The sequence below is a fragment of the Acinetobacter towneri genome, from assembly GCF_001758345.1.
Lineage (GTDB): Bacteria > Pseudomonadota > Gammaproteobacteria > Pseudomonadales > Moraxellaceae > Acinetobacter > Acinetobacter towneri_A.
The window spans coordinates 63172-85578 of sequence record NZ_MKQS01000002.1; the positions used below are offsets into that span (position 1 = coordinate 63172).

Below are 22407 nucleotides of genomic sequence, written 5' to 3' on the forward strand. Positions count from 1 at the left end.
ATTAAACCAATTTGAAATTTCAGGCTAAAACAGCTATATTAGATGATGAATAATTTTAGGAAATTATACACTCCATGAATTTAGAACCATCGCCCGGCGCTTCTAATTCTCACGATCTTGCAATGAATACCCAAAAGCATGACGTACAAACCTGTCTTAAAGTTGTACATGAAGCTCTCCTTGATGTAAAAGCCAAAGAAATTGTTGAACTTGATGTCAGCAGCATTAGTAATGTTTCAGATGCCATTGTAATTGCTAGCGGCACTTCAACTCGCCACGTAAAATCTATTGCCGATAATGTTGCTGAAGAAGCGCGCAAAGCAGGCTTTCGCCCAATCGGTATTGAAGGTGAACGTGATGCAGAATGGATTTTGGTCGATCTTGGTATGGTAGTTGTTCACATCATGCTCCCAACAGCACGTAAATTTTACGACCTAGAAAGCTTATGGCGCAATCCTACAGATACTGACTCTGTAGCGTAAAACCCAAGATTCAAAAAAGCGACCCTCACGGTCGCTTTTTTATTGCCTGCATACGACTAGAGCAATTGATGCAAATCGGCCTCCGGATATTTCGCTTTAATCATTAGCCGAGCTTGCGCAAATACTTGATCTGAACGTTGTGGTCCATAAAACTCACACAGCACCTGATATAAACTGGTAATGGCCTTGGCATAATCTTTGGCTTGTGCACGATCCATCATCGCAAGTGTCGTGTTGTACATCGCACTGGAGTCATTCAGCAAAATACGATCTCTCAATAATTGCATTTTCAACGTATCCAAAAAGTCATCTGTATCTTGCTCAAGCACAGCATGCAGCACCTCAGCAACAAAATCGATATAGGCATGATATTGCGCTGAAACGTTGACGGTTTGTGCCTTCGTATTGGTCTGCAATAACTCATCTTTTTCAATGATGGTCAGCTCATATAATACTTGCTTGAGCATTTCTTTACGGTTTTGCTTAAGCTCTTCTGTGGTGCAAATTTCACTTAAAAATCGATTGAGCACAAAGGCTGGTTTTGCACTGTATTCCTGCTCCCAATAGCCTACCACCTGATCTAAACGTGCCCCATGAAAATAGTGTTGGAGTGCACGTTGAATGGCTAAACGACGTTGTCCAACATTCAGGACTTCTGCATTCATCTTGAATTCCCTCCTCATTTAATGGCGTTTGGTGATGTCATCAGTTTCACAGGTAATATCACGCTGAAATTCTGGATAAGACAGTTCCGCATGCTCGGTATAATCTAAACCACGCTGCTCATGCTGCGCACTGACACGTAAGCCGCCCAAGACGACATGCAAGGTTTTAAATACAATAAATGCCACTCCAAAACCCCATGCAAAGGCCGCAAACACCCCCATGGCTTGTACAAGAATAATCTCGGTATTAAACATATTGCTTTCAAAGAAGAGCCCTGCAGCGAGTGTGCCCCATGCCCCGCAAAAGCCATGCACGGTGACTGCATCGACTACATCATCCACTCGGAGTTTTTCAAGCAGTGCAGGCAAAATGCTGACCATTAACCCTGCGACCAAACCGGTCAGTACAGCGAACATCGGACTCATAGTCGCACAACCCGCAGTAATGCCGACTAAGCCCCCAAGCGATRCATTAATCGTGGTTTTGATGAGAATCGCTTTACGCATCAGGAGTGCAAATAACATATAAGCCACTGCAGCGGAACATGCTGCTAAGTGAGTATTTAAGGCAATACGCCCGATGCTGACATTGGCATTGACCGTGGAGGCAGCATTAAAGCCAAACCACGCAAGCCATAAGATAAAACCACCCAAGGCAATTAAGGGCAAGTTATGCCCAGGCAAATGATGCACTTGACCATGACGCCCAAAACGTCCAATTCGTGGGCCGAGCACGATAATGCCTGCAAGCGCGACCCATCCTCCAATCGAATGCACCACCGTAGAGCCGGCAAAATCAATAAAGCCCATGGCTTTGAGCCAACCCTCTCCTGCAAATAAGCTCCCCCACGCCCAACTGCCAAAGACCGGATAGATCAAACCATTGACCACCGCCGCACTCACCACATAGGCAACAAAGCGAATCCGTTCAGCCATTGCCCCACTGGCAATGGTGGTCGCAGTAGCAGCGAACATCATTTGAAAGAACAAAAGATTCCAATGCCAATCATCAAGCTGATTCGGTAAAAAATGCGATGTCCCTAACCAACCACTTTGGTTGACCCCAAACATCAAACCAAAACCCACAATCCAAAAGACCAGCCCACCCAAGCAGGCGTCCATATAATTTTTCATTAATACATTGACGGTGTTTTTACTACGTACCGAACCACTTTCAATCATGGCAAATCCGGCTTGCATAAAGAACACCAAAATTCCGCCCATAATCACCCACACACTATCGAGTGAAATACGAATCTCTTGAATATTTTGAATCATTTCAACTTGCTCTGCTGCATAAGCAGGTAGAGCCAATACCCCAATGAACAACGCAATATAATGATTTATTTTCATGCAACACCCCTACCTTTTAAACAGAGAAATGCAAGAACAGTGCCATTTATTACGGATTCTTCTGAGCATTTAAAAAATATATTTTTATTATTTTTCAAAAATTTAAATCACAAAAATAAAATCCAAACCTGTTTAATAGTTATTTATTTGCACGAATTCCGGCTCTCATCAAACATACCCAAAAGATGAGCTACATAAGTGAAAATATTTCAGGCATAAAAAAATCCCCCTTTGAATAAAGAGGGATTTTTTTAGAATCGAATGATTGAGAGAATTAGTGACCTGTACCATTAATGGCTTTAGTCATATCTTCCACCACTTTCTTGGCATCACCAAAGATCATCATGGTCTTGTCGTTATAGAACAAGTCGTTGTCTAGACCGGCATAACCTGTTGCCATAGAGCGCTTGATGACCATAATGGTACGTGCTTTATGCGCTTCAAGAATTGGCATACCGTAAATTGGCGAGTTTGGATCATCTTTTGCCGCAGGGTTAACTACGTCATTCGCACCAATGACCAACACCACATCTGTAGCAGGGAAATCTGAGTTGATTTCGTCCATTTCCAAGATATCTTCATACGGTACATCAGCTTCTGCAAGCAATACGTTCATGTGACCTGGCATACGACCTGCCACTGGGTGAATCGCAAAGCGAACTGTTACACCTTGCTCTTTCAACAAGTTTGCCAATTCTTTTACCGCATTCTGGGCACGACCTTGTGCCATACCATAACCAGGTACAATCACCACGCTGTCTGCATTTGACATCAAGAAGCCAGCATCATCAGCAGAACCAGAACGGTAGTTACGTTGCACTTGCGCACCCGCTGCCGCTGTTGGTGCAGCTGCACCGCCCATCGCACCACCAAACAATACGTTGATGATTGAACGGTTCATGGCTTTACACATAATGTAAGACAGAATCGCACCTGAAGAACCGACCAATGAGCCTGCAACAATCAGCATGTTATTTTCAAGCGTGAAACCAATACCTGCTGCTGCCCAACCTGAGAATGAGTTCAACAATGACACCACAACTGGCATGTCACCGCCACCCACTGGTGCAATCCATACCCAACCGAATGCCAATGCCAGACCTGTCATTGCCCAGAATGAAGTCATGTTACCGCTCAGGAAGAAGTGAATCCCGAAACCTAACATAGCAAGGAAAATTAACGCTTGAACAGGTTTTACCCATGCACCCGAAATGGTTTTTGCCCATTTCTTTGCCGCCAATTTACCGTATGCAAAAACAGATGCGGTAAAGGTAATCGCACCCACGAAACAGCCTACAAACAGTTCAAATAAATGAACACGGCTCATTTCATGGAAAGTAATGCCATTTGCAGTCAACAAGTCTGGACCCAGTTCGATCAACTTGTTGTTATGAATAATCGCAGCAATCGCAATTAAAACCGCAGCCAAACCAACTAAAGAGTGCATTAAGGCTACAGTTTCAGGCATTTGAGTCATTGGCACCGTACGTGCGCGGGCAATACCCACCACTGCACCTGCTGCCATGGCTGCCAGGATCATCCACACAACAGGATTGTCTGCCACGAAGAATGTGGTCAAGACTGCAATCGCCATTGCGATCATGCCATAACGGTTGCCCGCAATCGCAGTTTTAGGGCCAGACAAACCACGTAAAGTTAAGATAAAGAGCACAGCCCCGATTAAATAGAACCAGTCTGCATATTCACGAATAAATTCCATGCATTAGCCCTCTTTTTTCTTTGCTTTTGGTTTGAACATTTCCAGCATACGCGCAGTCACTGCAAAACCACCGAAAATATTGATGCTTGCCAAGAACACAGCAATCGCACCAAGTACACTCACCACATTAATGGTTTGGAAGTCGACACTGCCTTCTACACCCATAATTGGTAGACCGACAGTTTGAATCATCGCACCTACAATAATAATTGAAGAAAGTGCATTGGTTACTGCCATTAATGGCGTATGTAACGCAGGTGTTACCCCCCACACCACGTAGTAACCTACGAAGATGGAAAGGACAAAAATCGTAATTGTTTCAACCATGAGAGTTCTCCTTAACCACGCTTTAACAGCACTTGACCGTTATGAGTGACCAGCAATGCTTTCTGAATTTCTTCTTCTGGATTCAATGCGAAGTTCTTGTCGTTATCAAATAATGTTTCAACAAAATTGAACACATTACGCGCGTATAGTGCAGATGCCTCTGTCGATACAGTCGATGGAATATTTGGAATACCCAAAATTTTTACACCATTAGCAGTCACTACAGTTTCACCGCATTGTGAACCTTCGACGTTACCGCCCGTTTCAACCGCCATATCTAAAATCACAGAACCTGGCTTCATTTTTGCCACAGTTTCCGCTTTGATTAAGCGCGGTGCATCACGACCTGGCAATAACGCAGTAGTGATCACGATATCCGCATTAGAGACAGCTTTATCGACAATCACCGCTTGGTCTTTAATGTATTGTTCACCAGGCATCCAGCCGTAACCGTTTTTGGCAGCATCGGCAGCTTTTTGTTGTTCTTCTTCAGACATTGGTACGTCTAACCACTTACCACCTAAAGACTCCACCTGATCTTTTGCCGTTGGACGCAAGTCAGTTGCTTCTACTACAGCACCTAAACGCTTCGCCGTTGCAATGGCTTGCAAGCCCGCAACACCTACACCCATGATCACAACACGCGCAGGTTTTACAGTACCCGCTGCCGTCATTAACATTGGGAACATACGTTGATATTCTGCGGCAGCCAACAACACAGATTTATAACCTGCCAAGTTGGCTTGTGATGACAACACGTCCATATTTTGCGCACGCGACAAGGTACGTGGCAAAAGCTCTAAAGCAAATGCAGACACCTGAGCCGCAGCAAATTGGTCTAATTCAGTATTGCGGTAAGGATCAAACATCGCCACCACAGTGCTGTTCGGTGCAAGTTTTTGAATTTCTTCACCCTTTGGGGCACGAACTTTCAAAATCATTTGGCTACCGCGATAAGCATCATCTGTCATGGTCGCGCCTACTTGTTCATAAGCGCTGTCGATATAAGCGGCTTTGATGCCTGCACCACGTTCAATGACTACGCTATGACCCGCGCTAATCAACTTCTTTACTGTTTCTGGCGTCGCAGCGACACGATTTTCACCGACAACAGTTTCGGTTGGAATTCCGATCTGCATGAGCGTTCCTCAAGCTGGTTTTTCTTAAGTCAACATCGTCGATAACGATGCTTTCCCCTCAGGATAAGTTTTGTTGAATTTTTGGATTCTAATGCAACATTTTTAAATTACCACCCAATATTTATTTAATAAATACCTATATTTTGAACTGATGATTCATGAAAATATTGTTGCGAGATATAATTGATAAGTTTTGCTTCTTGAATATAAGTCTAATTATTCAGCGAAACTTCGATTTGGTGTGTCTAAAAGAAAAAAAGCGATGCTTTGAGCTTGCAGTTGACCACATTTAAATGAATTAAGCATTGATCATTCTGACACGCATTTCACTTAATTCGGAAAATCCGACTTAGCGCTAAAAGATTGCATATCTATACATTTAAGCGCTAAAAGCAAAACTTAAACACCAAATTGACTTTCTTGACAATTTTTACACTGCACAACAAGGTTCAATTTAGAAGTGTTTTGCGCAACTGAAAACCTTAGAAAAACCTACCTTTGCCTTATGAGTAAAACCGAATATTTCAAACAGTAAAACTTTTAAAAGAAGTTTAAATTTATTCAACTCAGGTCTAAGTTAGCGTTGCTATTTTTTTCATTTTTTTTGTGCGTCATTTAGTCTGATGATGGATTTTCTCTGTTTTGTAATATTTTCAGCTAATTTGCACCATTATCGTGCAAAGCCCATTTGCTCTACTTTTACAAAATTTATGCCATCTCAATCAGACCATCTGCATAAGATCGGCTATGCTTGCTCAAATACAGCACACAGCTTTATCCATGCAGTCGCATCTGTGTTTATCTATCATGCAACTTGCATTTTTGTGCGCAGCAAGTGTCACTTTTCTTACATCCGCCTTGCTCGACAGCATTTTTAGGTGAACATCTAAATGGCATACAATGGTTCAGCTAAATGCTTAATATTGTAGGCGTGATGGTTTTCACCTTGTCCAAAAACAAGTTTTCTCATTAAGCTAAAGACGGCATCCTGCCACGTATATTGAAATTGATTTTTGAGTTCAATCTTTAAGCTGCTGCAATTCCGTTTTACCATTGAAGTTAGGATAATTATGAACACTGCACCCGACATCAGCCAAGATAAAACCCTGCTCTGGTTGATGGCGATTGCCTGTGGTCTATGCGCGGGGGCGAATTATTATTGCCAACCGCTGATTTACTCGATTCATCAATCTTTCCAGATTCCGCAATCCCAAGTGGCATTGACGGTGACTTTTGCACAAGTATCTTATGCACTGGGTTTATTATTCATTGTGCCTATGGGCGATATTGTCAATAAAACCAAATTCATTCCCCTTTTAATGTTTTTGACCTCGATTGGCTTATTTTTATGTGCCTTTTCCAGCAATTTAAACATGTTATGGATTGGCACAATTATCACAGGGCTGTTTTCTGTGGCAGCACAAGTCTTAATTCCTTTTGCCACCATGACTGTAAAACCTGAAAAAATGGGTGAAGTGGTCGGTTTATTGATGAGTGGCTTACTGGTCGGTATTTTACTTTCGACCAGTTTGGCAGGTTTACTGTCCAATTTATTCCATTGGAAAGTGATTTATCTAATTAGTGGAATACTGATGCTGTGCATTGCCGCAGTCCTTAAAGCGCGCTTACCCTTTATCTCAACAAGCAAACTCAGCTATTTGGCCGTGTTTCAGTCTATGGGCAAACTCATTTTAGAAGAACGTCGTTTGGTCTATCGCGCCTTCATCGGTGCGTTTGTTTTTGCTGCAATGAGCGTATTGTTTTCTACCATCGCAGTATTACTCAAATCCAGTTTTGGCTTAGCCGACTTTATGGTGGGCATTGTGGCAATAGTGGGAGTATTCGGTGCTCTTTCGACCAAACACGTGGGAAAAATTGCAGATCGTGGCTATGTTACAGTGCTGACGTGGGGTGGTTTGGCGTTATTGGCAATCAGCTGGGTCTTTCTATATAACGGACAATTTAGCTTATGGAGTTATATTCTTGGTTTTGGCTTAATTAACCTTGGGCTTGCCACCGTACACAGCAGCAACCAAAACGTAATTTTTCGCTTACGCCCCGATGCCAAATCGCGGATTAACTCAATTTATATGACCAGTTATTTTACTGGCGGTGCTTGTGGTTCTGCCTTGGGAATCTATGCGTGGCAACACGGTGGATGGTTATGGAGTTGCTTAGTTGGTTTGTGTTTTGTTGMAGGCGCAATAAGCTTTGCCTTACTCGACTGGCAACATCAACGTCAACACGCCATGTCTTAAACGCTGCTATTACAATCAAGCAAGTCGCTTAAGACATTTGCATCACAGGATAAAATGGCTGACTCCATTCCACATTTTCTAAATTTTCCAATAAAATTTGGATAAAACACGGCATCAACGCACACAATAAAGTATTGGCATGGCTGAGTTGTTTGCGGTTGATTGCACTGTTATAGGTTGTACCACCTTGTAAAAGTTGCTGCTGTAAAGTCAGTAAGCGATTAAATAAACACGCCAAAATTGTGGCTGAATCATGGATGTGCAATGCCTGCATAATCTGCTGTTTTTCTACTTCATAATCTGCACGCCATTCGGCTTCAGTCATTTTTTGATTACGCCAATCCCAAAAACTTTGATACAAATAAGGATTGATCAGCAACACCTCTAAACTTTGTGGATATTTTTCCCAAATGATTTTCGCCATGCGCTGATCGACATCTTTTTGATACATGCGCTGCACAAATTGCTGCAAGGTCTGTTGTTGTGTATGCTCTGCTGTCTGACTTTGCGCATACAAGGCACTCAAGGCTACCCATGCTGTCATAAATTGCATATCAATATCATCATGAAAATCAATGGCTTTTTTCCACCAACTTAAACTGCGCTGCATGCGTAAATTAAATGCCGTTGAAAATTCATTTTTCTTAGTTCGATAAATTTCTTCTAACACCAACATTTTATTCTCTCTCTTATGCTGCGTTATCGTTATCTTTTCAACATACTAAAAAACGGCTACGCATACAAATACTGAGCAGTTCCGCTTTAGCATCTACGGTTGCGCTGCTGTGTTTCATAGCGAACAAAGCAAAGTTGATGCCAATGGATGTGGGTTGTGGACACTGTCGATTTTCACTTAAACCCCGTATAATGCGCGGTCTTGTGCTTTTATTTTTCAATTCAGGTGGGTTATGACACGTGCCATCCAAACTTTACAACCTCGCATTTCGGTTGCACCTATGATGGATTGGATCAACAATATTAAGTAAATATTGAATATCAAATGGTTAGTATCATTAAGAAGAAGATGTGGCGTAAATTTGGTGTAAAATTTATTGAGAATGAGACCAATAAGGCTTTTAATACTAATTAGCCCTTAATCGAACTTAGGACCACCAAATACTAATCATAAATATAGTTCCCTGTTTCTAGGATTTTGGTAGTTATTCAGATTATTTATTATAACATGTAATGGGGATCTGTTCTTAATACGGCACATGTAAAGTCTAGATCAAAAAAATTAAGAACTTCCTCGCGTAGTGCGGCCTAACGCCGCGCTTCAGCGGCGCCCGCTTGCGGGCGTCCGCTGCAAGCGCTTGTTAGGCAGCAAACGTGCGCGACAACATTGATCACGCTCGCTCTCTGGAGAAGTAGTTGACGAGACTATTCAGTGAACCATTGTTTCCGGTCTCCATGCCAGAAATCATGTCCTGACCAATGAAGGACGCAACTTGGCTGGTGCTTCTTAGCTTCGTTACGCTTCCAGACTTAGCCAGCTCAAGAGTAGTTAGTGAAGCACAGAGTCGTTTTCCATCCATCGAGATCGTCTCGCTGGAGACGATGCGGAGATTCGGGATGATTTCAAGATAGCGTGTAGTGCCGTGAATGTTTGGATTTGACTTGGAGCCGCAACGGAAGCGATCTTCACCGCCCTCTCGAAAGTCATCTTGGTCATAGATTATGGTGGCAGTGTCTGACGGCGCCCCCACGCCGACCGAATTTTCGCGCTTGCGAAAGCTGCGAATACTCTTTCGACGGTTGCTGGAATTTCGCGCTCGAACACCAATGTCGCGTGAGTTGTGTGTGCAGTGTGCTGGGAATCTTCAAAAGCCATATAGGTCCTCCGAATCGTGAGTGTGCCTCGCGCTGCGAGATGTGCTGCCTAACGTGCTAGCTCAGGGGCGCGACGCTTGCGTCGCGTCCCTTGGAGCGCAGTGTTAGACCATCTATTCATTGCATTGAATGAAGGCCAATCATATTGCCTTCGGTATCGACAACCATCGCTATAAAGCCGTGCTCACCAATAGACATCTTGCCTTTGAATATTTCTCCTCCATGTGCTGCTGCTCGTTCAGCCTCAACTGAACAATCCTCACAGGAGAAATAGACCAAAGTACTACCACCAGAAGGGCATCCTGCCATCTTCACCAGTGCTCCTGCTGCACCGGAACCTTCCATTGACATCGGAAATGCCCACATCTCCATTTCGGGGAAGCCGTTAGGGTCAGGGTTTTTCAGCTCTTCTAGTGAGCCTTGAAACACAGCCTCGTAGAACGCCTTTGCACGGGGCATGTCCTGAACGTAGAGTTCAAACCAACCGACCGGATTGCTTTTCATGGTGTTTCTCCTTTTTTGAACAAATTGTGAAGAGGGTCTAACATTTGCTTAACCTGTATTTTCGTACCCGTAGGGCTTGGCGTAAAACTTGCCGAGCGAAGCGACAAGCAAGTTTTATGACAAAGAAAATATCAGGTTGAAGCAGTTGTTAGCTTAACTCATTATTAATCATTCTATTAGTAGTATATTTTACTTAGATGCAATTACTTTTAAGTATGATATTTYGTCAGCTTTATGAGTTTTAAATTCTAGAAATATTCCAGCACTCAATACCGAACCATCACTAAGTGAAATCTTAAAATCTATAGCTCCCTTTTTTCCATGACTTATTGCATCTAATAGTTCTATTTTATTCCCGTTTAAATTATTAATATAAGTTGCAAACTTATCTATGCTATCTGCACCGTCACAACCATAAGTTAAAACCACTATGTCTTTATCAATCTGGGTTTCATACACCTCATTTGATAGTACAGTGCTTATGAAATCTTCAATAAATTTGTTTTTTGGTGCATTCCCACAGTTACTCGGTTTAACAATAGTCATACCACCTCCTGTTATATTGCAGTTTAACAAAAGTAATTGGATTTAAATGATATTATCCATAATGTTAGATGCTAGACTTGCATTTTATGATGTTTAAAGAAAGGTATCTCATCCAGTATCAATAATCCAACTATTCCTCAACGCGCCGAAGGCGTCAAGCTAACGCTTGAATTAAGCCGCGCCGTCAGGCGTCGGCTCGAATGAATGGTTAGGCTTCACTCGCTCACCTCTTACTTGGAGGTGTACTGGCGGGCCAGCGCCAGAGCGACACGGCCAATGAGCTCAATAGGCAGCGGCTCACCAAAAGGAAAAGAAAGGTTTCCTTTCTCGCCACGGTAAGGCGCGAGCTCCTTGATAAGAGCGGCATCGTTCGTGACTGGTGGATAGACGCCGATGTGCTTCTTGAAAGCAGCAAAGTAGAAGAACACTTGTTCTTGTTTGAATGCCGGCATCTTGTAGCTTATGCAGCGAGAGGCATTCGGCAACAACTCTTCGACCTTCTTCTGGATTGCCTGCAGCAAGGGGCGAGCTTCGGGCGATGCGCTTGCGAAGTATTCCTCATGGGTTGATGGGTTCATGAGCTTCTCCGTGAGGCCTAACACCTGAGTTAAGCCGCGCCGCGAAGGGGCGTCGGCTTAAATGAATTGTTAGGCGTACCTTGCCAAATTTAAGCCTCTTGGTCTGGACTGCAAAGCGACTTGCTATAAAAGCCAGATGCATCGAAACAGCAAACTCTCTTCTTGCCATGTTCGAGCATGTCGATAGCGTCACGTTCGCGCTTTCGTCTTGTCTCGGCTTGCTTGGCTGATTCCATCCAGTGAACCCAGTCGATTTTTGCTAATGGCGTGGCTTGTGCCCAAGTCGCCTGAGCAGAATCACTGGAATTCAACAATTTCTTGAATAACGGCGGCAAGTCAGGCTCGGGTTGTTCTGCGAGCAACGTGATTTGGAAATCTACGCTATCTCCCTCGGAAAGTTTTTCAGCCTTGCGAACTCTTTCCGGGATTTTGAACCAATGACCTAGCTTTCCATCAGGCTCAAATAGCGCGTCAAATGAACTTTTTCCGACAGCGACGTTTGCAGTTATTCGCCCTTTCCGAAGATGCGACTTGCTGATTACAGCGGGAACCTTTGCGAAAGCAAAGCCCGTATGCTTGTCCTCCTCATTCGCAAGTCGAACTTTGTCGCTAAAGGTAGCGGATTGGCTCTTCGTCGGCATCCGTGTTGCTCCACCAAGTACGCCTTACTACTCTTATGCGGCAGAGGTGACACATAAGATGCTAAAACTTGCTGCATAAGACGCCTATTTATAAAGTATTAAACAAAATAATATTGATTTATTTGAACTAAAAACTATCATTAAATCATAAAAATAACAAGGATAATAACATGTCAGTTCAACAACCCAAACTTCTTGATTTAGTCAGGCAGCGTATACGTTATAAGCACATGAGTTATCGGACTGAACAAGCCTATTGTGGCTGGATAAAACGCCATGTCATTTATCATCAGATGCGCCATCCACGTGACATGGGGCGGTCAGAAGTCGAGTCTTATAGGACTTACGCATTGACGGATTCAAAAAAGTATTAAAATACTTTAAAAAGTATCTGTGATCAGACGAATTAAAAATGCTTCTACAGCAACTTGTACTCTACCCATTTATATGGGCTTTCTCATGACAGAACCGAACTCTATTAGCTGCACACAACTTGCCGAGACTTATAATATCTCGCATGATAGTGTAAATCGCTTTCTAGAGCGTGAAGACTACACACCTCACGACCTATATCAAGAAGCAATTCAACATATTGATAATAACAAACTTATAGTCAGTATTGATGATACTGTTTTAGATAAACCATATAGTCAACATATGGACTTGGTTGGCTATTTTTGGTCAGGCAAACACCACCGATCCGTCAAGGGGATTAATCTCATTACCTTGTATGCGACAGATCAGAATGGTCAAAATATTCCAATTAATTTCCGAATTTATGACAAATCTGAGGGTAAAACCAAGAATGATTACTTTATGGATATGTTAAGTGAAGTACTTAGTTGGGGTGCAAAGATTCAATTTATTACAGGTGATAGTTGGTATTCATCGACTGCAAATCTAAAAACCATAAGAAAACATGGTATTCGATTTATGTTTGGTATCGACTGTAACCGTAAGGTTTCCCCAGAAAAAGGACAATGGTTTCAACTGCGTTTATTGCCGAATTTCCATCAGGGTCAAGTGGTCTGGCTCAAAGATTTTGGCTTTGTACAATTATTTAAGACTCAGTTAAAAGAACAGCAGAGGTTTTATATTGTGCATCAAGATGAAGATGATTTATTGTCCTTTGAGGGTTTTCATGAATTACATTCAAGTCATTGGAAAATAGAACAATATCACCGAGTGATTAAACAGGTTTGTCATATTGAAAAGTTTCAAGTAAGACGATCTAAACTGATTTTGAATCATATTTTTTCAGCCTTGATGGCCTACGTTGAGATACAAAAGAACCAGTTTGAGGGGATCTTTGCAAATGTATATCGTTGGCAGAAGAAATTATTTAGACCAATGATCAAAAACTTCATTGATGACTTTATTCTCGATAAAAATCATCTGCTACCACAGAGAGTCTATAAATAACAGTGCGTAAGTCCTATATATTTTAACCTGAGTTCGATATAAAAAAAGAGTAGAAAAAAAGCCCTGTTTTTGTAACATATTGGTTCTCAAGACAAAATGTTATAAAACAAGGCTTCTCAATGGATCATATTACCGAATTATTTTGTATTTTGGATGATTTCTGCAAAAAATTTAATGAATCTTTAGAGAAAGCTTTAATTTCTAATCAAAAAACCAGGTTGAAAAAGTCAGCTTTAAGCTTGTCTGAAGCAATGACCATTGTCATTTTATTTCATCAATCCGGTTTTAGATTCTTCAAATATTTTTATTGCCAAATGATCGTTCGTTCCATTCTGGAAATCTGCTTTTCCTAAACTGCTTAGCTACAACCGATTTATTGAAATCATGCCCCGTTGTTTGCAAGCTCTGAGTAGTTTCTTCCATCAGGTGAAAGGAAAAGATACGGGAATCAGTATCATTGACTCCACTAAATTGGTAGTTTGCCATAATCTTCGGATTAAAAGGCATCGTGTATTTAAAGGCTTGGCCGGTCGTGGAAAAAGTAGTACGGGTTGGTTTTATGGTTTTAAATTACATCTCGTTATCAATAATTTAGGTGAAATTATTAATCTCAAGCTGACATCGGGAAATGTTCATGATGTTGCTATATTAGAATCTTTAACTCAAGAATTAAAAGGGATCCTACTCGGAGACAAAGGCTATTTGAGCAAAGCAAAAGCCGAAGCTTTAGCAGCAAGAGGACTGAAAATATTGACTCCATCACGTCGGAATATGAAAAATAAACCCATCCAAACTGAAGAAGAAAAACAATTACTTTGCAGAAGAGGATTGATCGAAACAGTGAATGATCAATTAAAAAATTTACATCAACTTGAACATTCACGTCATCGTTCGGTAAATAACTTCATGGTGAATATCATGGCTGCTGTAGTGGCTTATTGTTTGAACCCCAATAAGCCAACTTTCCAAAATATGCTAAAAGGTTAAGTGGATTTCATCGAACTCAGGTTATTTTAATAAGGTTAGAGCATCTCTAAATTGTGTAGGCTTTGACCTGATATGAATTTTTTAATTCTATCGCGTCCAAGCATTCGACAACTGCTCAGCCTGCTTCATGACCAACTCAATCGCCTCAGCCGCTTTATCTGGTGGGTACTTCCAACGCTGCAAAGTACGACGTACAAGAATTTTAAGCTGAGCACGGACACTGTCCCTAACCTGCCAATCGACCGTCGTTGATTTCCGTAGCTTCTCTGTAATCTCTCGGGCGATCTGCTTCAGAGTATCGTCTCCAAGCTCTCTGACCGCACTTTCATTATTCGCCAAGGCATCGTAGAAAGCGATTTCATCAGGATTCAAACCAAGTGCAGCTTCACGCTGCATTTCGGCCTGAAACTCTTTTGCCATTTGAATGAGTTCTTCAATGACCTGAGAAGTTTCAATCGCTCGGTTATTGTATTTCCTCAAGGTTTCCTGCAAACGGTCAGAGAAGTGTTTTTCCTGTACCACATTGTTTCGTGTCTTTGCCTTAATGCCATCATTGAGTAACTTTTCCAACAGTTCAACTGCCAAGTTACGGTATGGCATCTGCCGTACATCTTCCAAGAACTCATCTGAAAGCAAGCCAATGTTGGGTTTATCCAAACCACACATTGCAAAGACATCTGTTACGCCATCAGCAATGACAGCATTATCCAGAATCTGTTTTAGCGTACTGTCCTTTTCCGCTTGCGACAGTTTACGATCTACAGAGGTATGCTTGCTAATGACCGCTTTAATGGCTGAGTAAAAGGCAATTTCTTTGTGCAGGTTCTTCGCTTCATCCAAGGTGCTGCATAAAGAGAAGGCTTTATTGATTGCTAAGACTAAATCAAGAAAACGCTTTTTACCATCCTTTAAGCTCAGCACATAGTTAGCTGCGGGGATAATCAGTCGGTGTGCCTGAGTTTCATAAGCACTTAAATCCATGCCTACCTGTTCATTGGTTTTGGCAAACATTCCCCGTATCGCATCCATCTTTTCAGCAAGCACTGCATAGGCTTCTTCTGCACGTAAAGTTGGCTCACCTTTCCCTTTGGCATCGGTATAGGTTTTTAAGGCTTGCTTCAATTCATTAGCAATGCCGATATAGTCAACAACTAGCCCACCCTGCTTATCTTTAAAGACACGATTCACACGTGCAATGGCCTGCATGAGGTTGTGCCCCTTCATCGGTTTGTCGATATACATGGTGTGCGTACAAGGCGCATCAAAACCTGTGAGCCACATATCGCGCACGATCACTAACTGCAAAGGATCATTCACATCTTTAAAGCGTTTCTCAAGACGTTTTTTGACTTGCTTGTTATAAATGTGTGGCTGTAACAATGGTTTATCTGAAGCTGAACCTGTCATCACAATTTTGATTTTGCCTTTTTCAGGATCAGGGTCATGCCAATCTGGGCGTAGAGCAATAATTTCATTGTACAAATGCACACAGATCTCTCGGCTCATGGTCACAATCATGCCTTTACCTGCTGTCGCTTCGGTACGGGCTTCAAAGTGTGCGACTAAATCCGCAGCAATCTGTTTCAGCCGTGGTGTGGCACCCACCAGCTTTTCTAGTCGGCTCCACTCACTTTTAGTCTTTTCTCGGTTACCAACATCTTCTTCATCTTCTACAACCTCATCGACTTGATCAGATAGCTCTTCGATTTCAGCCTGATTAATATCTAGCTTTGCCAAACGTGATTCGTAATAGATGGGTACGGTTGCCCCATCATCGACGGCATCCTGAATGTCATAGATGGAAACATAATCACCAAAGACAGCTCGGGTGTCTTTATCTTCACTCGAAATCGGAGTTCCAGTAAAGCCAATAAAAGCAGCATTCTTTAAAGCATCGCGCATGTGCTTGGCATAGCCGAACTTGTATGTGCCATCATTGTTTAGTTTTGCTTTCAAACCATATTGGCTACGATGTGCTTCATCTGACATCACCACAATATTGTGGCGTCCATTCAATAATGGATGTTCACTCTCACCATCTAGCAATGCGAACTTTTGTACCGTGGTAAAAATGATCCCACCAGACTCACGCTCAGCTAAAAACTTTCTCAGCTCATCACGGTTATTGGCTTGTACTGGCGTTTGTTTTAATAATTCTTGAGCATTACTAAAGGTTTCAAAGAGCTGTCCATCCAAGTCATTACGGTCAGTTACGATTAACAAGGTTGGGTTGTGCATGGCAGGCTGCTGTAAAAGTTTACCCGCATAGCAACACATGGAGATACTTTTACCCGAGCCTTGGGTATGCCAAACAACGCCTGCTTTCTTATCTCCACTTGGATTGGATGCCGCAATGGTCGCTTGTACGGCTTCTCTAACCGCATGGAATTGATGATAGCCTGCAATTTTCTTAATGGTCTTTTCGCCATCTGTTTCAAACAGCACAAAGAATCGGATGTAATCTAAAAACAATTCTCGGTCAAAGAAGCCTCGAACAACCGTTTCTAGCTCCCACTCTAAAGCGGGTTTGTCATCTTCATTCTTAATCGTACGCCACGGCAAAAAACGTTCCTGATTCGCTGTGAGTGAACCTACACGAGCTGTTACGCCATCACTCACTACCAAGGCTTCGTTATAAACAAATAAATCCGAGATTTCTTCTTTATAGGTTTGCAGCTGGTTAAAGGCATCCCATATATCTGCATTTTCATCGGTTGGACTTTTTAACTCCAACACCGCAAAGGGAATACCATTGATAAAGCAGATGATGTCGGGACGTCGAGGTTGTTTAGTACCTAGAATAGTAAATTGATTAATCGCCACAAATCGGTTTTTATGCACATGGTTGAAATCCACCAAGAAGGCATGGTCATGTACCCAATCATCCTGTTTCTTATAGGTGACAGGTACACCTTCCAATAACATACGGTGGAAAGCACGGTTATTAATGACTAAATCCAAACTTTCAGGCTTGCTTAGTTTTTGCCAAACCTGCTCAAAACAGCTCGCAGGCAAGTGTGGATTCAAGCGTTCAAAGGCAGCCTGTATATCACTTTCAAGTAAAACTTGTTTAAAGTCTTTGCGTAAAGGATTGCTACTGTCAGGCGCAATATCAATACCATGAACGACTTCCCAGCCATTTTCAGCGAACCAGTCTAAGCAGAGGTTTTCAAGTTGGGTTTCGTTCATGGTAAGCGTCCGCTGAACACACCTTATGAATTCATCCTATAAGCCTTAATTTAGTCCCCACTTAAAAACAAGTGGGGACTTAAATTTATGACGACAAATAATCAGACATCCATCGCATCTCTAGCGAAAAAACGAAGAACATACAGTGCTGAATTTAAACAGCAGATCGTTCAGGCTTGTAAAGCACCTGACGTTTCAATTGCTTCGGTCGCTTTGCAACATGGATTGAATACAAATCTTGTATCCAAATGGATTCGCTTATTTGATGGTAAGCCAAAGAATGATCGCTCACCACTACCGNGTAAGCGTCCGCTGAACACACCTTATGAATTCATCCTATAAGCCTTAATTTAGTCCCCACTTAAAAACAAGTGGGGACTTAAATTTATGACGACAAATAATCAGACATCCATCGCATCTCTAGCGAAAAAACGAAGAACATACAGTGCTGAATTTAAACAGCAGATCGTTCAGGCTTGTAAAGCACCTGACGTTTCAATTGCTTCGGTCGCTTTGCAACATGGATTGAATACAAATCTTGTATCCAAATGGATTCGCTTATTTGATGGTAAGCCAAAGAATGATCGCTCACCACTACCGAATAAACCTGCATTTATTGCCTTATCCTGCTCTGCACCATTAGATCCTATTTCTACTAATATGTTAACGGTTCAAATTACTTTACCTCACTCAAAAGCAGAAATTGGCTTGAAATGGCAAGTATCAGAAATATCTGCTTTAGCAGAATTACTCAAGGCACTTGCAACATGATCCGCATTGATGAAATCTGGCTTTCTACCCAGCCAATGGATATGCGTGCAGGGATGGATACTGCCATGGCTCAGGTGCTGAGAGCCTTTGGCTCGATCAAACCGCATTGCGCCTACCTGTTCTGTAATAAACGTGGCCATCGCATGAAAGTGCTGGTACATGATGGATTGGGCATCTGGCTGTGTGCCCGGCGGCTGGAACAGGGGAAATTCCACTGGGCTCAGCTTCACCAAGGTGAAACCGTAGCCCTCAGTCTAGAACAGTTACAGGCATTGATCCAGGGTTTGCCCTGGCAGCGCATTGGACGACAGCAGGTGGTGACTATGCTCTAAACCAGGCTCGTACATTCTGCCATTCTCCAAACGTTCTATTTCATTCTTCTCATGACCTCAGGCATACTGCGGTCATGAATACGCTGCCTGACTTAAGCCAACTGACCCATGAACAACTGCTGGAATTTACCCGGCAGTTGGCGATGCAGCATCAGTCTCTAGCGCAATCAAATCAAAAATTAGATGCGAAAGTTCAACATCTTGAAGCAAGCAACCAACATCTCTCCATTCTCAACCAAAAATACGAGCATGAACTCGCACTATTTAAACAGCACAAATTCGGCAGTAAAAACGAACATCTAACTGCAAAACAAATTCATCTTTGGGATGAAGCGGTCGAAGAAGATATCGCAGCCGTTGATCTGGAACTGGAACGGCTRAATGCAGATAAAACYGATGCAGCGACACAGAAAGCCAMARYCAAYAAACCTAAACGTCGACYRCTGCCAGATCATCTACACACCATCCGTATTGAGCATGAACCTGCATCAACCCAATGCRSTTGTGGCTGCCARYTMCGTCGTATCGGCGAAGATRTCAGTGAAAAACTGCATTTCAGACCGGCACAGTTCTATAAGGAACAGCATGTGCGTGGYAAATGGGTCTGTGATCAGTGYGACACCCTGACTCAGCAAGCGATGCCCGCCTATGTGATTGATAAAGGCATTGCTTCACCTGAACTGCTTAGCCATGTGCTGGTTTCCAAATACGCTGATCATTTACCCCTGTACCGTCAGCGCCTGATCTATCAGCGGGCTGGCATTGATCTGTCCAGATCCACTTTATCTGACTGGATAGGTCGCTGCGGTGTGGAACTGGAACCTCTGGCCAATGCTTTAAAAGAGGTGGTGTTACAACAGCGGGTGCTGCATGCCGATGAAACGCCGGTCACCATCATGCGGATGGGTGAGAATGAGAAAAAACCGAAGAAAGGTTATGTCTGGGCTTATGCAACAACCCAATATAATCCAATTCAAGCCGTGATTTATGACTTTCAAGACAGTCGCTCTGGTGAACATGCCGAAGCCTTTCTAAAAGATTGGCAGGGCCATCTGGTCTGTGATGATTACAGTGGCTACAAAGCACGCTTTAGATCAGGTCAGGTCATTGAGGTGGGCTGCATGGCACATGCACGTCGTAAATTCCACGAACTGCATGTGACCCAAAAAAGTCAGGTCGCTGAACAGGCATTAGTGCTGATTCAGAAACTGTATGCGATAGAAGCAGAACTCAGGAAAAAGACCGATGGTACAGCGCAACACCGCCGCGAATACCGACAACAGCATAGTCAACYGGTGATGCAACAACTATATGAATGGCTCAACCAACATYATCTGACRGTGCCRTCGAGTTCTCCAAYYGCCAAGGCKATCAATTACACTCTTAAGCGTTGGCCAGCTTTAAGTCGCTATTTGGATGATGGCAATCTACCGATTTGCAATAATTGGGTCGAGAATCAGATGCGTCCCTGGGCCTTAGGACGCAAGAACTGGCTGTTTGCAGGCTCGCTGCGCAGTGGTCAACGAGCTGCCAATATCATGACTTTAATCCAGTCAGCAAAGCTGAATGGCCTGGATCCGTATGCCTATTTAAGTGATGTGCTGAAAAGGCTGCCGACGCATAAAGTGACCCAAATAGAAGAATTACTGCCACACCGCTGGAAATCCGACCAAAATTAAAAAATAGGCATGGGATTCAGCGGACGCTTACCGTTCATGCCCATATCTACCTATTTAAAATTATAAATGGATTTGCAATGAAATAAAAAATACATATTAATCAAAGTCTTAAAATTAAAATTTAAACCACTTCGATTTGCGATGAAATAAAAATAAATTATAGAGCAGTTGATATCGCATAGTTCGCCCTTAATCTTAGACAGAGATTTTTTAAATTAGGGCTCGTTTATGATTTATCCTAATGCTCTAATTTTATCCATCCAAGATTTAAAATGGGCACACTCTTGTTCCATTCGCTCTAGCCCAACATGCTGAGCAATCCTTGGTCCATGAGTAGTTTTCTTATACTTAGGATGCAGATTATCTTCTAATCTTTTGGATGGTTTAGTTTCATAACCATTATTAATATGTTCTGGTGAATCTACTTCATCTCTCATTCTTTGCAATGTTGCGTGAGATCTTTGCCAAGTAGGTTCAATTGAACAAAGTTGATCAACATCTGAAAATAGTAAACCTTCAAATTCATAAGGTTGTATATGAGTAATAATTCTTTCAGGTCTACACTCAACAAATGCAATAAGCTCTCTATGTAGAGCCTGTTCTAAATGTTCTACACGTAAATAAACATCTTGTATTGACTGTGCTTGATTAAAATCAGGAAAACTCGTATCCAATCCATATAAGTCTAAAAATGTTGTCAGTTTTATATTTTGATTTCGTCTAATTTCATTTCTAATATTTAGTTTTAAACGGTCAAAAGTAACTGCCCCACCTTTAGCTGTAGCAGAAGTCTTCATCAACACTGGCTTTAAAAAAATCTGTTGCGAATGGAATATGGGAGCAACCACTCGTTTAATAAATACCTCTTCCGTTTGACCCTCAGCAATTACAATTACTTCTTGCATATCAGGGTCTCCCACCTAAAACATTACGCTTCCATAGCTCACCCAAGCTATAATCATCTAACCACTCCGATAACTCCTCTTGCCCAAACCGCTTAAACGTTGATTTTCCTTGTTCTTGATCCACGACAATAATATTTTCTGCTTCCATTTCATTAATGAGTTCAACAGATTGAGTTGATATAATTAATTGTTTATCTTCTGCCACTTGTTTAAAAATATCCGCAAGTACGCTAATCGCATATGGATGCAAACCTAGTTCTGGCTCATCAATGATAATGGTATCGGGCAATAATTCTTTAGGTTGCAACAATAACGTGGTTAAACAAATAAAGCGCAAACTACCATCAGATAATAGATGTGCTCTTAAAGGTGTATCTGGACGATCAACCTGAAACCATTCTAGTTCAATAAATATATCGTCATCTTCACGCTGCACAAAGTCCTTAAAGAATGGCAAAACAATTTGTATCGTTTCTACAATTCTTCGATATTCATCAGGATATTTTATTGAAAGCATTCTTAAATATGCTGCTAAATTTTCTGCATCAGGTTTTAACCTTAAATTATCATTTATTGCATGTGATCGCTTAACTTTAGCTGTATCACTGGTATCGTGAAAATGATAAATACGCCATCCTTGTATAGCTGGTCGGACATATTCAGCAAATGAATCTTTAGTTTCTTTTAATTTTGATTCTTCATGATCTGAACCAATCGTATGAGTACTTGCACCGTAATATACACCTTCAAACCACGTACATTCACGATCAAAAATCAGTCTATTATCTAATGTCGGTACTAAATCAAATTTATAGCCATTCATATAAAAATAGAATTCTGCATGAATTTTATCGGTTATATCTCTACCAAAATGCAATAGGCTATCTGGTCCACCTTGTTTTTGTACAAAACTTTGCAGACGTTGCTCATACATTTCATTCAGCAACTTAAAAATACTGATAAAATTACTTTTACCTGCGCCATTTGCACCAATCAATACATTTAAACTGCTTAACTCAAACTTATCTAAATGTTCAATTGACTTATAGCCATGTATAGTGATTTGACGTAGTGACATG

General features: G+C 41.9%; 21 protein-coding genes and 2 pseudogenes. 9 read left to right on the top strand and 14 right to left on the bottom strand.

Features of this window, described 5'->3' with window-relative positions; all coding sequences use genetic code 11:
• Window positions 1-74: 74 nt before the first annotated feature.
• Window positions 75-482 (top strand): ribosome silencing factor, encoded by a 408-nt coding sequence (gene rsfS / locus BJN41_RS02235; protein ID WP_019836714.1) that lies wholly within the window; start codon window positions 75-77, stop codon window positions 480-482.
• Window positions 483-538: 56 nt separating this feature from the next.
• Here the strand turns inward: rsfS and BJN41_RS02240 are convergent, their stop codons facing one another.
• From BJN41_RS02240 to BJN41_RS02260, 5 genes are all read right to left on the bottom strand, one after another.
• Window positions 539-1147 carry a hypothetical protein gene (locus tag BJN41_RS02240; RefSeq protein ID WP_070152846.1) on the bottom strand — a complete coding sequence of 203 codons (609 nt, stop codon included), beginning with the start codon at window positions 1145-1147 and terminating at the stop codon, window positions 539-541.
• An 18-nt stretch (window positions 1148-1165) separates the two neighbouring features.
• Complete coding sequence (locus tag BJN41_RS02245; RefSeq protein ID WP_413772605.1) at window positions 1166-2425, bottom strand: ammonium transporter; 1260 nt, start codon at window positions 2423-2425, stop codon at window positions 1166-1168.
• A 349-nt stretch (window positions 2426-2774) separates the two neighbouring features.
• Complete coding sequence (locus BJN41_RS02250; protein WP_070152853.1) at window positions 2775-4220, bottom strand: NAD(P)(+) transhydrogenase (Re/Si-specific) subunit beta; 1446 nt, start codon at window positions 4218-4220, stop codon at window positions 2775-2777.
• Between the two features lie 3 nt (window positions 4221-4223).
• On the bottom strand, window positions 4224-4547 hold the full coding sequence (locus BJN41_RS02255; protein ID WP_070152856.1) for a proton-translocating transhydrogenase family protein: 324 nt from the start codon (window positions 4545-4547) through the stop codon (window positions 4224-4226).
• Window positions 4548-4558: 11 nt separating this feature from the next.
• Window positions 4559-5686, bottom strand: a complete 1128-nt coding sequence (locus BJN41_RS02260) for a Re/Si-specific NAD(P)(+) transhydrogenase subunit alpha (protein ID WP_019836710.1) — start codon at window positions 5684-5686, stop codon at window positions 4559-4561.
• Window positions 5687-6756: 1070 nt separating this feature from the next.
• Between BJN41_RS02260 and BJN41_RS02265 the strand changes: the two genes are divergently transcribed.
• Entirely contained in the window at window positions 6757-7944 is a 1188-nt protein-coding gene (locus tag BJN41_RS02265) for an MFS transporter (protein ID WP_070152859.1), read from the top strand.
• 28 nt (window positions 7945-7972) lie between these two features.
• Here the strand turns inward: BJN41_RS02265 and BJN41_RS02270 are convergent, their stop codons facing one another.
• The 6 genes from BJN41_RS02270 to BJN41_RS02290 all read right to left on the bottom strand — a co-directional run bounded on the left by BJN41_RS02270 (window position 7973) and on the right by BJN41_RS02290 (window position 12043).
• Window positions 7973-8620, bottom strand: a complete 648-nt coding sequence (locus tag BJN41_RS02270) for a hypothetical protein (RefSeq protein ID WP_070152862.1) — start codon at window positions 8618-8620, stop codon at window positions 7973-7975.
• A 670-nt stretch (window positions 8621-9290) separates the two neighbouring features.
• Window positions 9291-9650, bottom strand: coding sequence for an SRPBCC domain-containing protein (locus BJN41_RS16055; RefSeq protein WP_074964439.1), 360 nt, complete (start codon window positions 9648-9650; stop codon window positions 9291-9293).
• 241 nt (window positions 9651-9891) lie between these two features.
• The gene (locus BJN41_RS02275) at window positions 9892-10278 is read right to left on the bottom strand and encodes a VOC family protein (RefSeq protein ID WP_070152865.1); all 387 of its coding nucleotides are present in this window, start codon (window positions 10276-10278) and stop codon (window positions 9892-9894) included.
• 189 nt (window positions 10279-10467) lie between these two features.
• On the bottom strand, window positions 10468-10824 hold the full coding sequence (locus BJN41_RS02280; protein WP_070152868.1) for a hypothetical protein: 357 nt from the start codon (window positions 10822-10824) through the stop codon (window positions 10468-10470).
• Window positions 10825-11054: 230 nt separating this feature from the next.
• Window positions 11055-11402 carry an iron chaperone gene (locus tag BJN41_RS02285; protein WP_070152870.1) on the bottom strand — a complete coding sequence of 116 codons (348 nt, stop codon included), beginning with the start codon at window positions 11400-11402 and terminating at the stop codon, window positions 11055-11057.
• Between the two features lie 89 nt (window positions 11403-11491).
• Entirely contained in the window at window positions 11492-12043 is a 552-nt protein-coding gene (locus tag BJN41_RS02290) for a YdeI/OmpD-associated family protein (protein ID WP_070152873.1), read from the bottom strand.
• A gap of 170 nt (window positions 12044-12213) precedes the next feature.
• Between BJN41_RS02290 and BJN41_RS14560 the strand changes: the two genes are divergently transcribed.
• The 3 genes and pseudogenes from BJN41_RS14560 (at window position 12214) to BJN41_RS02300 (ending at window position 14452) form a co-directional block, all read left to right on the top strand.
• A complete protein-coding gene (locus BJN41_RS14560; RefSeq protein WP_074964440.1) occupies window positions 12214-12417 on the top strand; it encodes a phage integrase N-terminal SAM-like domain-containing protein in 204 nt (67 codons plus the stop codon).
• Between the two features lie 19 nt (window positions 12418-12436).
• Window positions 12437-13465 (top strand): transposase, encoded by a 1029-nt coding sequence (locus tag BJN41_RS02295; RefSeq protein WP_074964441.1) that lies wholly within the window; start codon window positions 12437-12439, stop codon window positions 13463-13465.
• Window positions 13466-13584: 119 nt separating this feature from the next.
• Window positions 13585-14452, top strand: a pseudogene (locus BJN41_RS02300) (IS982 family transposase).
• Between the two features lie 87 nt (window positions 14453-14539).
• Here BJN41_RS02300 and BJN41_RS02305 read toward each other — a convergent pair.
• Window positions 14540-17641, bottom strand: coding sequence for a type I restriction endonuclease subunit R (locus BJN41_RS02305; protein WP_070152878.1), 3102 nt, complete (start codon window positions 17639-17641; stop codon window positions 14540-14542).
• Between the two features lie 87 nt (window positions 17642-17728).
• Here BJN41_RS02305 and BJN41_RS02310 point away from each other — a divergent pair.
• From BJN41_RS02310 to tnpC, 4 genes and pseudogenes are all read left to right on the top strand, one after another.
• Window positions 17729-17905, top strand: a pseudogene (locus BJN41_RS02310) (transposase); the annotation flags it as partial.
• Window positions 17906-18028: 123 nt separating this feature from the next.
• Window positions 18029-18412 (top strand): IS66-like element accessory protein TnpA, encoded by a 384-nt coding sequence (gene tnpA / locus BJN41_RS02315; RefSeq protein WP_019837527.1) that lies wholly within the window; start codon window positions 18029-18031, stop codon window positions 18410-18412.
• The gene (gene tnpB, locus BJN41_RS02320; RefSeq protein WP_019838498.1) at window positions 18409-18744 is read left to right on the top strand and encodes an IS66 family insertion sequence element accessory protein TnpB; all 336 of its coding nucleotides are present in this window, start codon (window positions 18409-18411) and stop codon (window positions 18742-18744) included. Before tnpA ends, tnpB begins: the two co-directional genes overlap by 4 nt.
• Before the next feature lie 74 nt (window positions 18745-18818).
• Complete coding sequence (gene tnpC / locus BJN41_RS02325) at window positions 18819-20423, top strand: IS66 family transposase (RefSeq protein WP_070152884.1); 1605 nt, start codon at window positions 18819-18821, stop codon at window positions 20421-20423.
• 233 nt (window positions 20424-20656) lie between these two features.
• On the opposite strand, the gene BJN41_RS02330 is transcribed toward tnpC, so the two are convergent.
• Together BJN41_RS02330 and BJN41_RS02335 are read right to left on the bottom strand one after the other, a co-directional pair.
• Entirely contained in the window at window positions 20657-21328 is a 672-nt protein-coding gene (locus tag BJN41_RS02330; RefSeq protein WP_034681908.1) for a DUF4276 family protein, read from the bottom strand.
• Between the two features lies 1 nt (window position 21329).
• Window positions 21330-22406 carry an AAA family ATPase gene (locus BJN41_RS02335; protein ID WP_034681910.1) on the bottom strand — a complete coding sequence of 359 codons (1077 nt, stop codon included), beginning with the start codon at window positions 22404-22406 and terminating at the stop codon, window positions 21330-21332.
• Window position 22407: the final 1 nt, after the last annotated feature.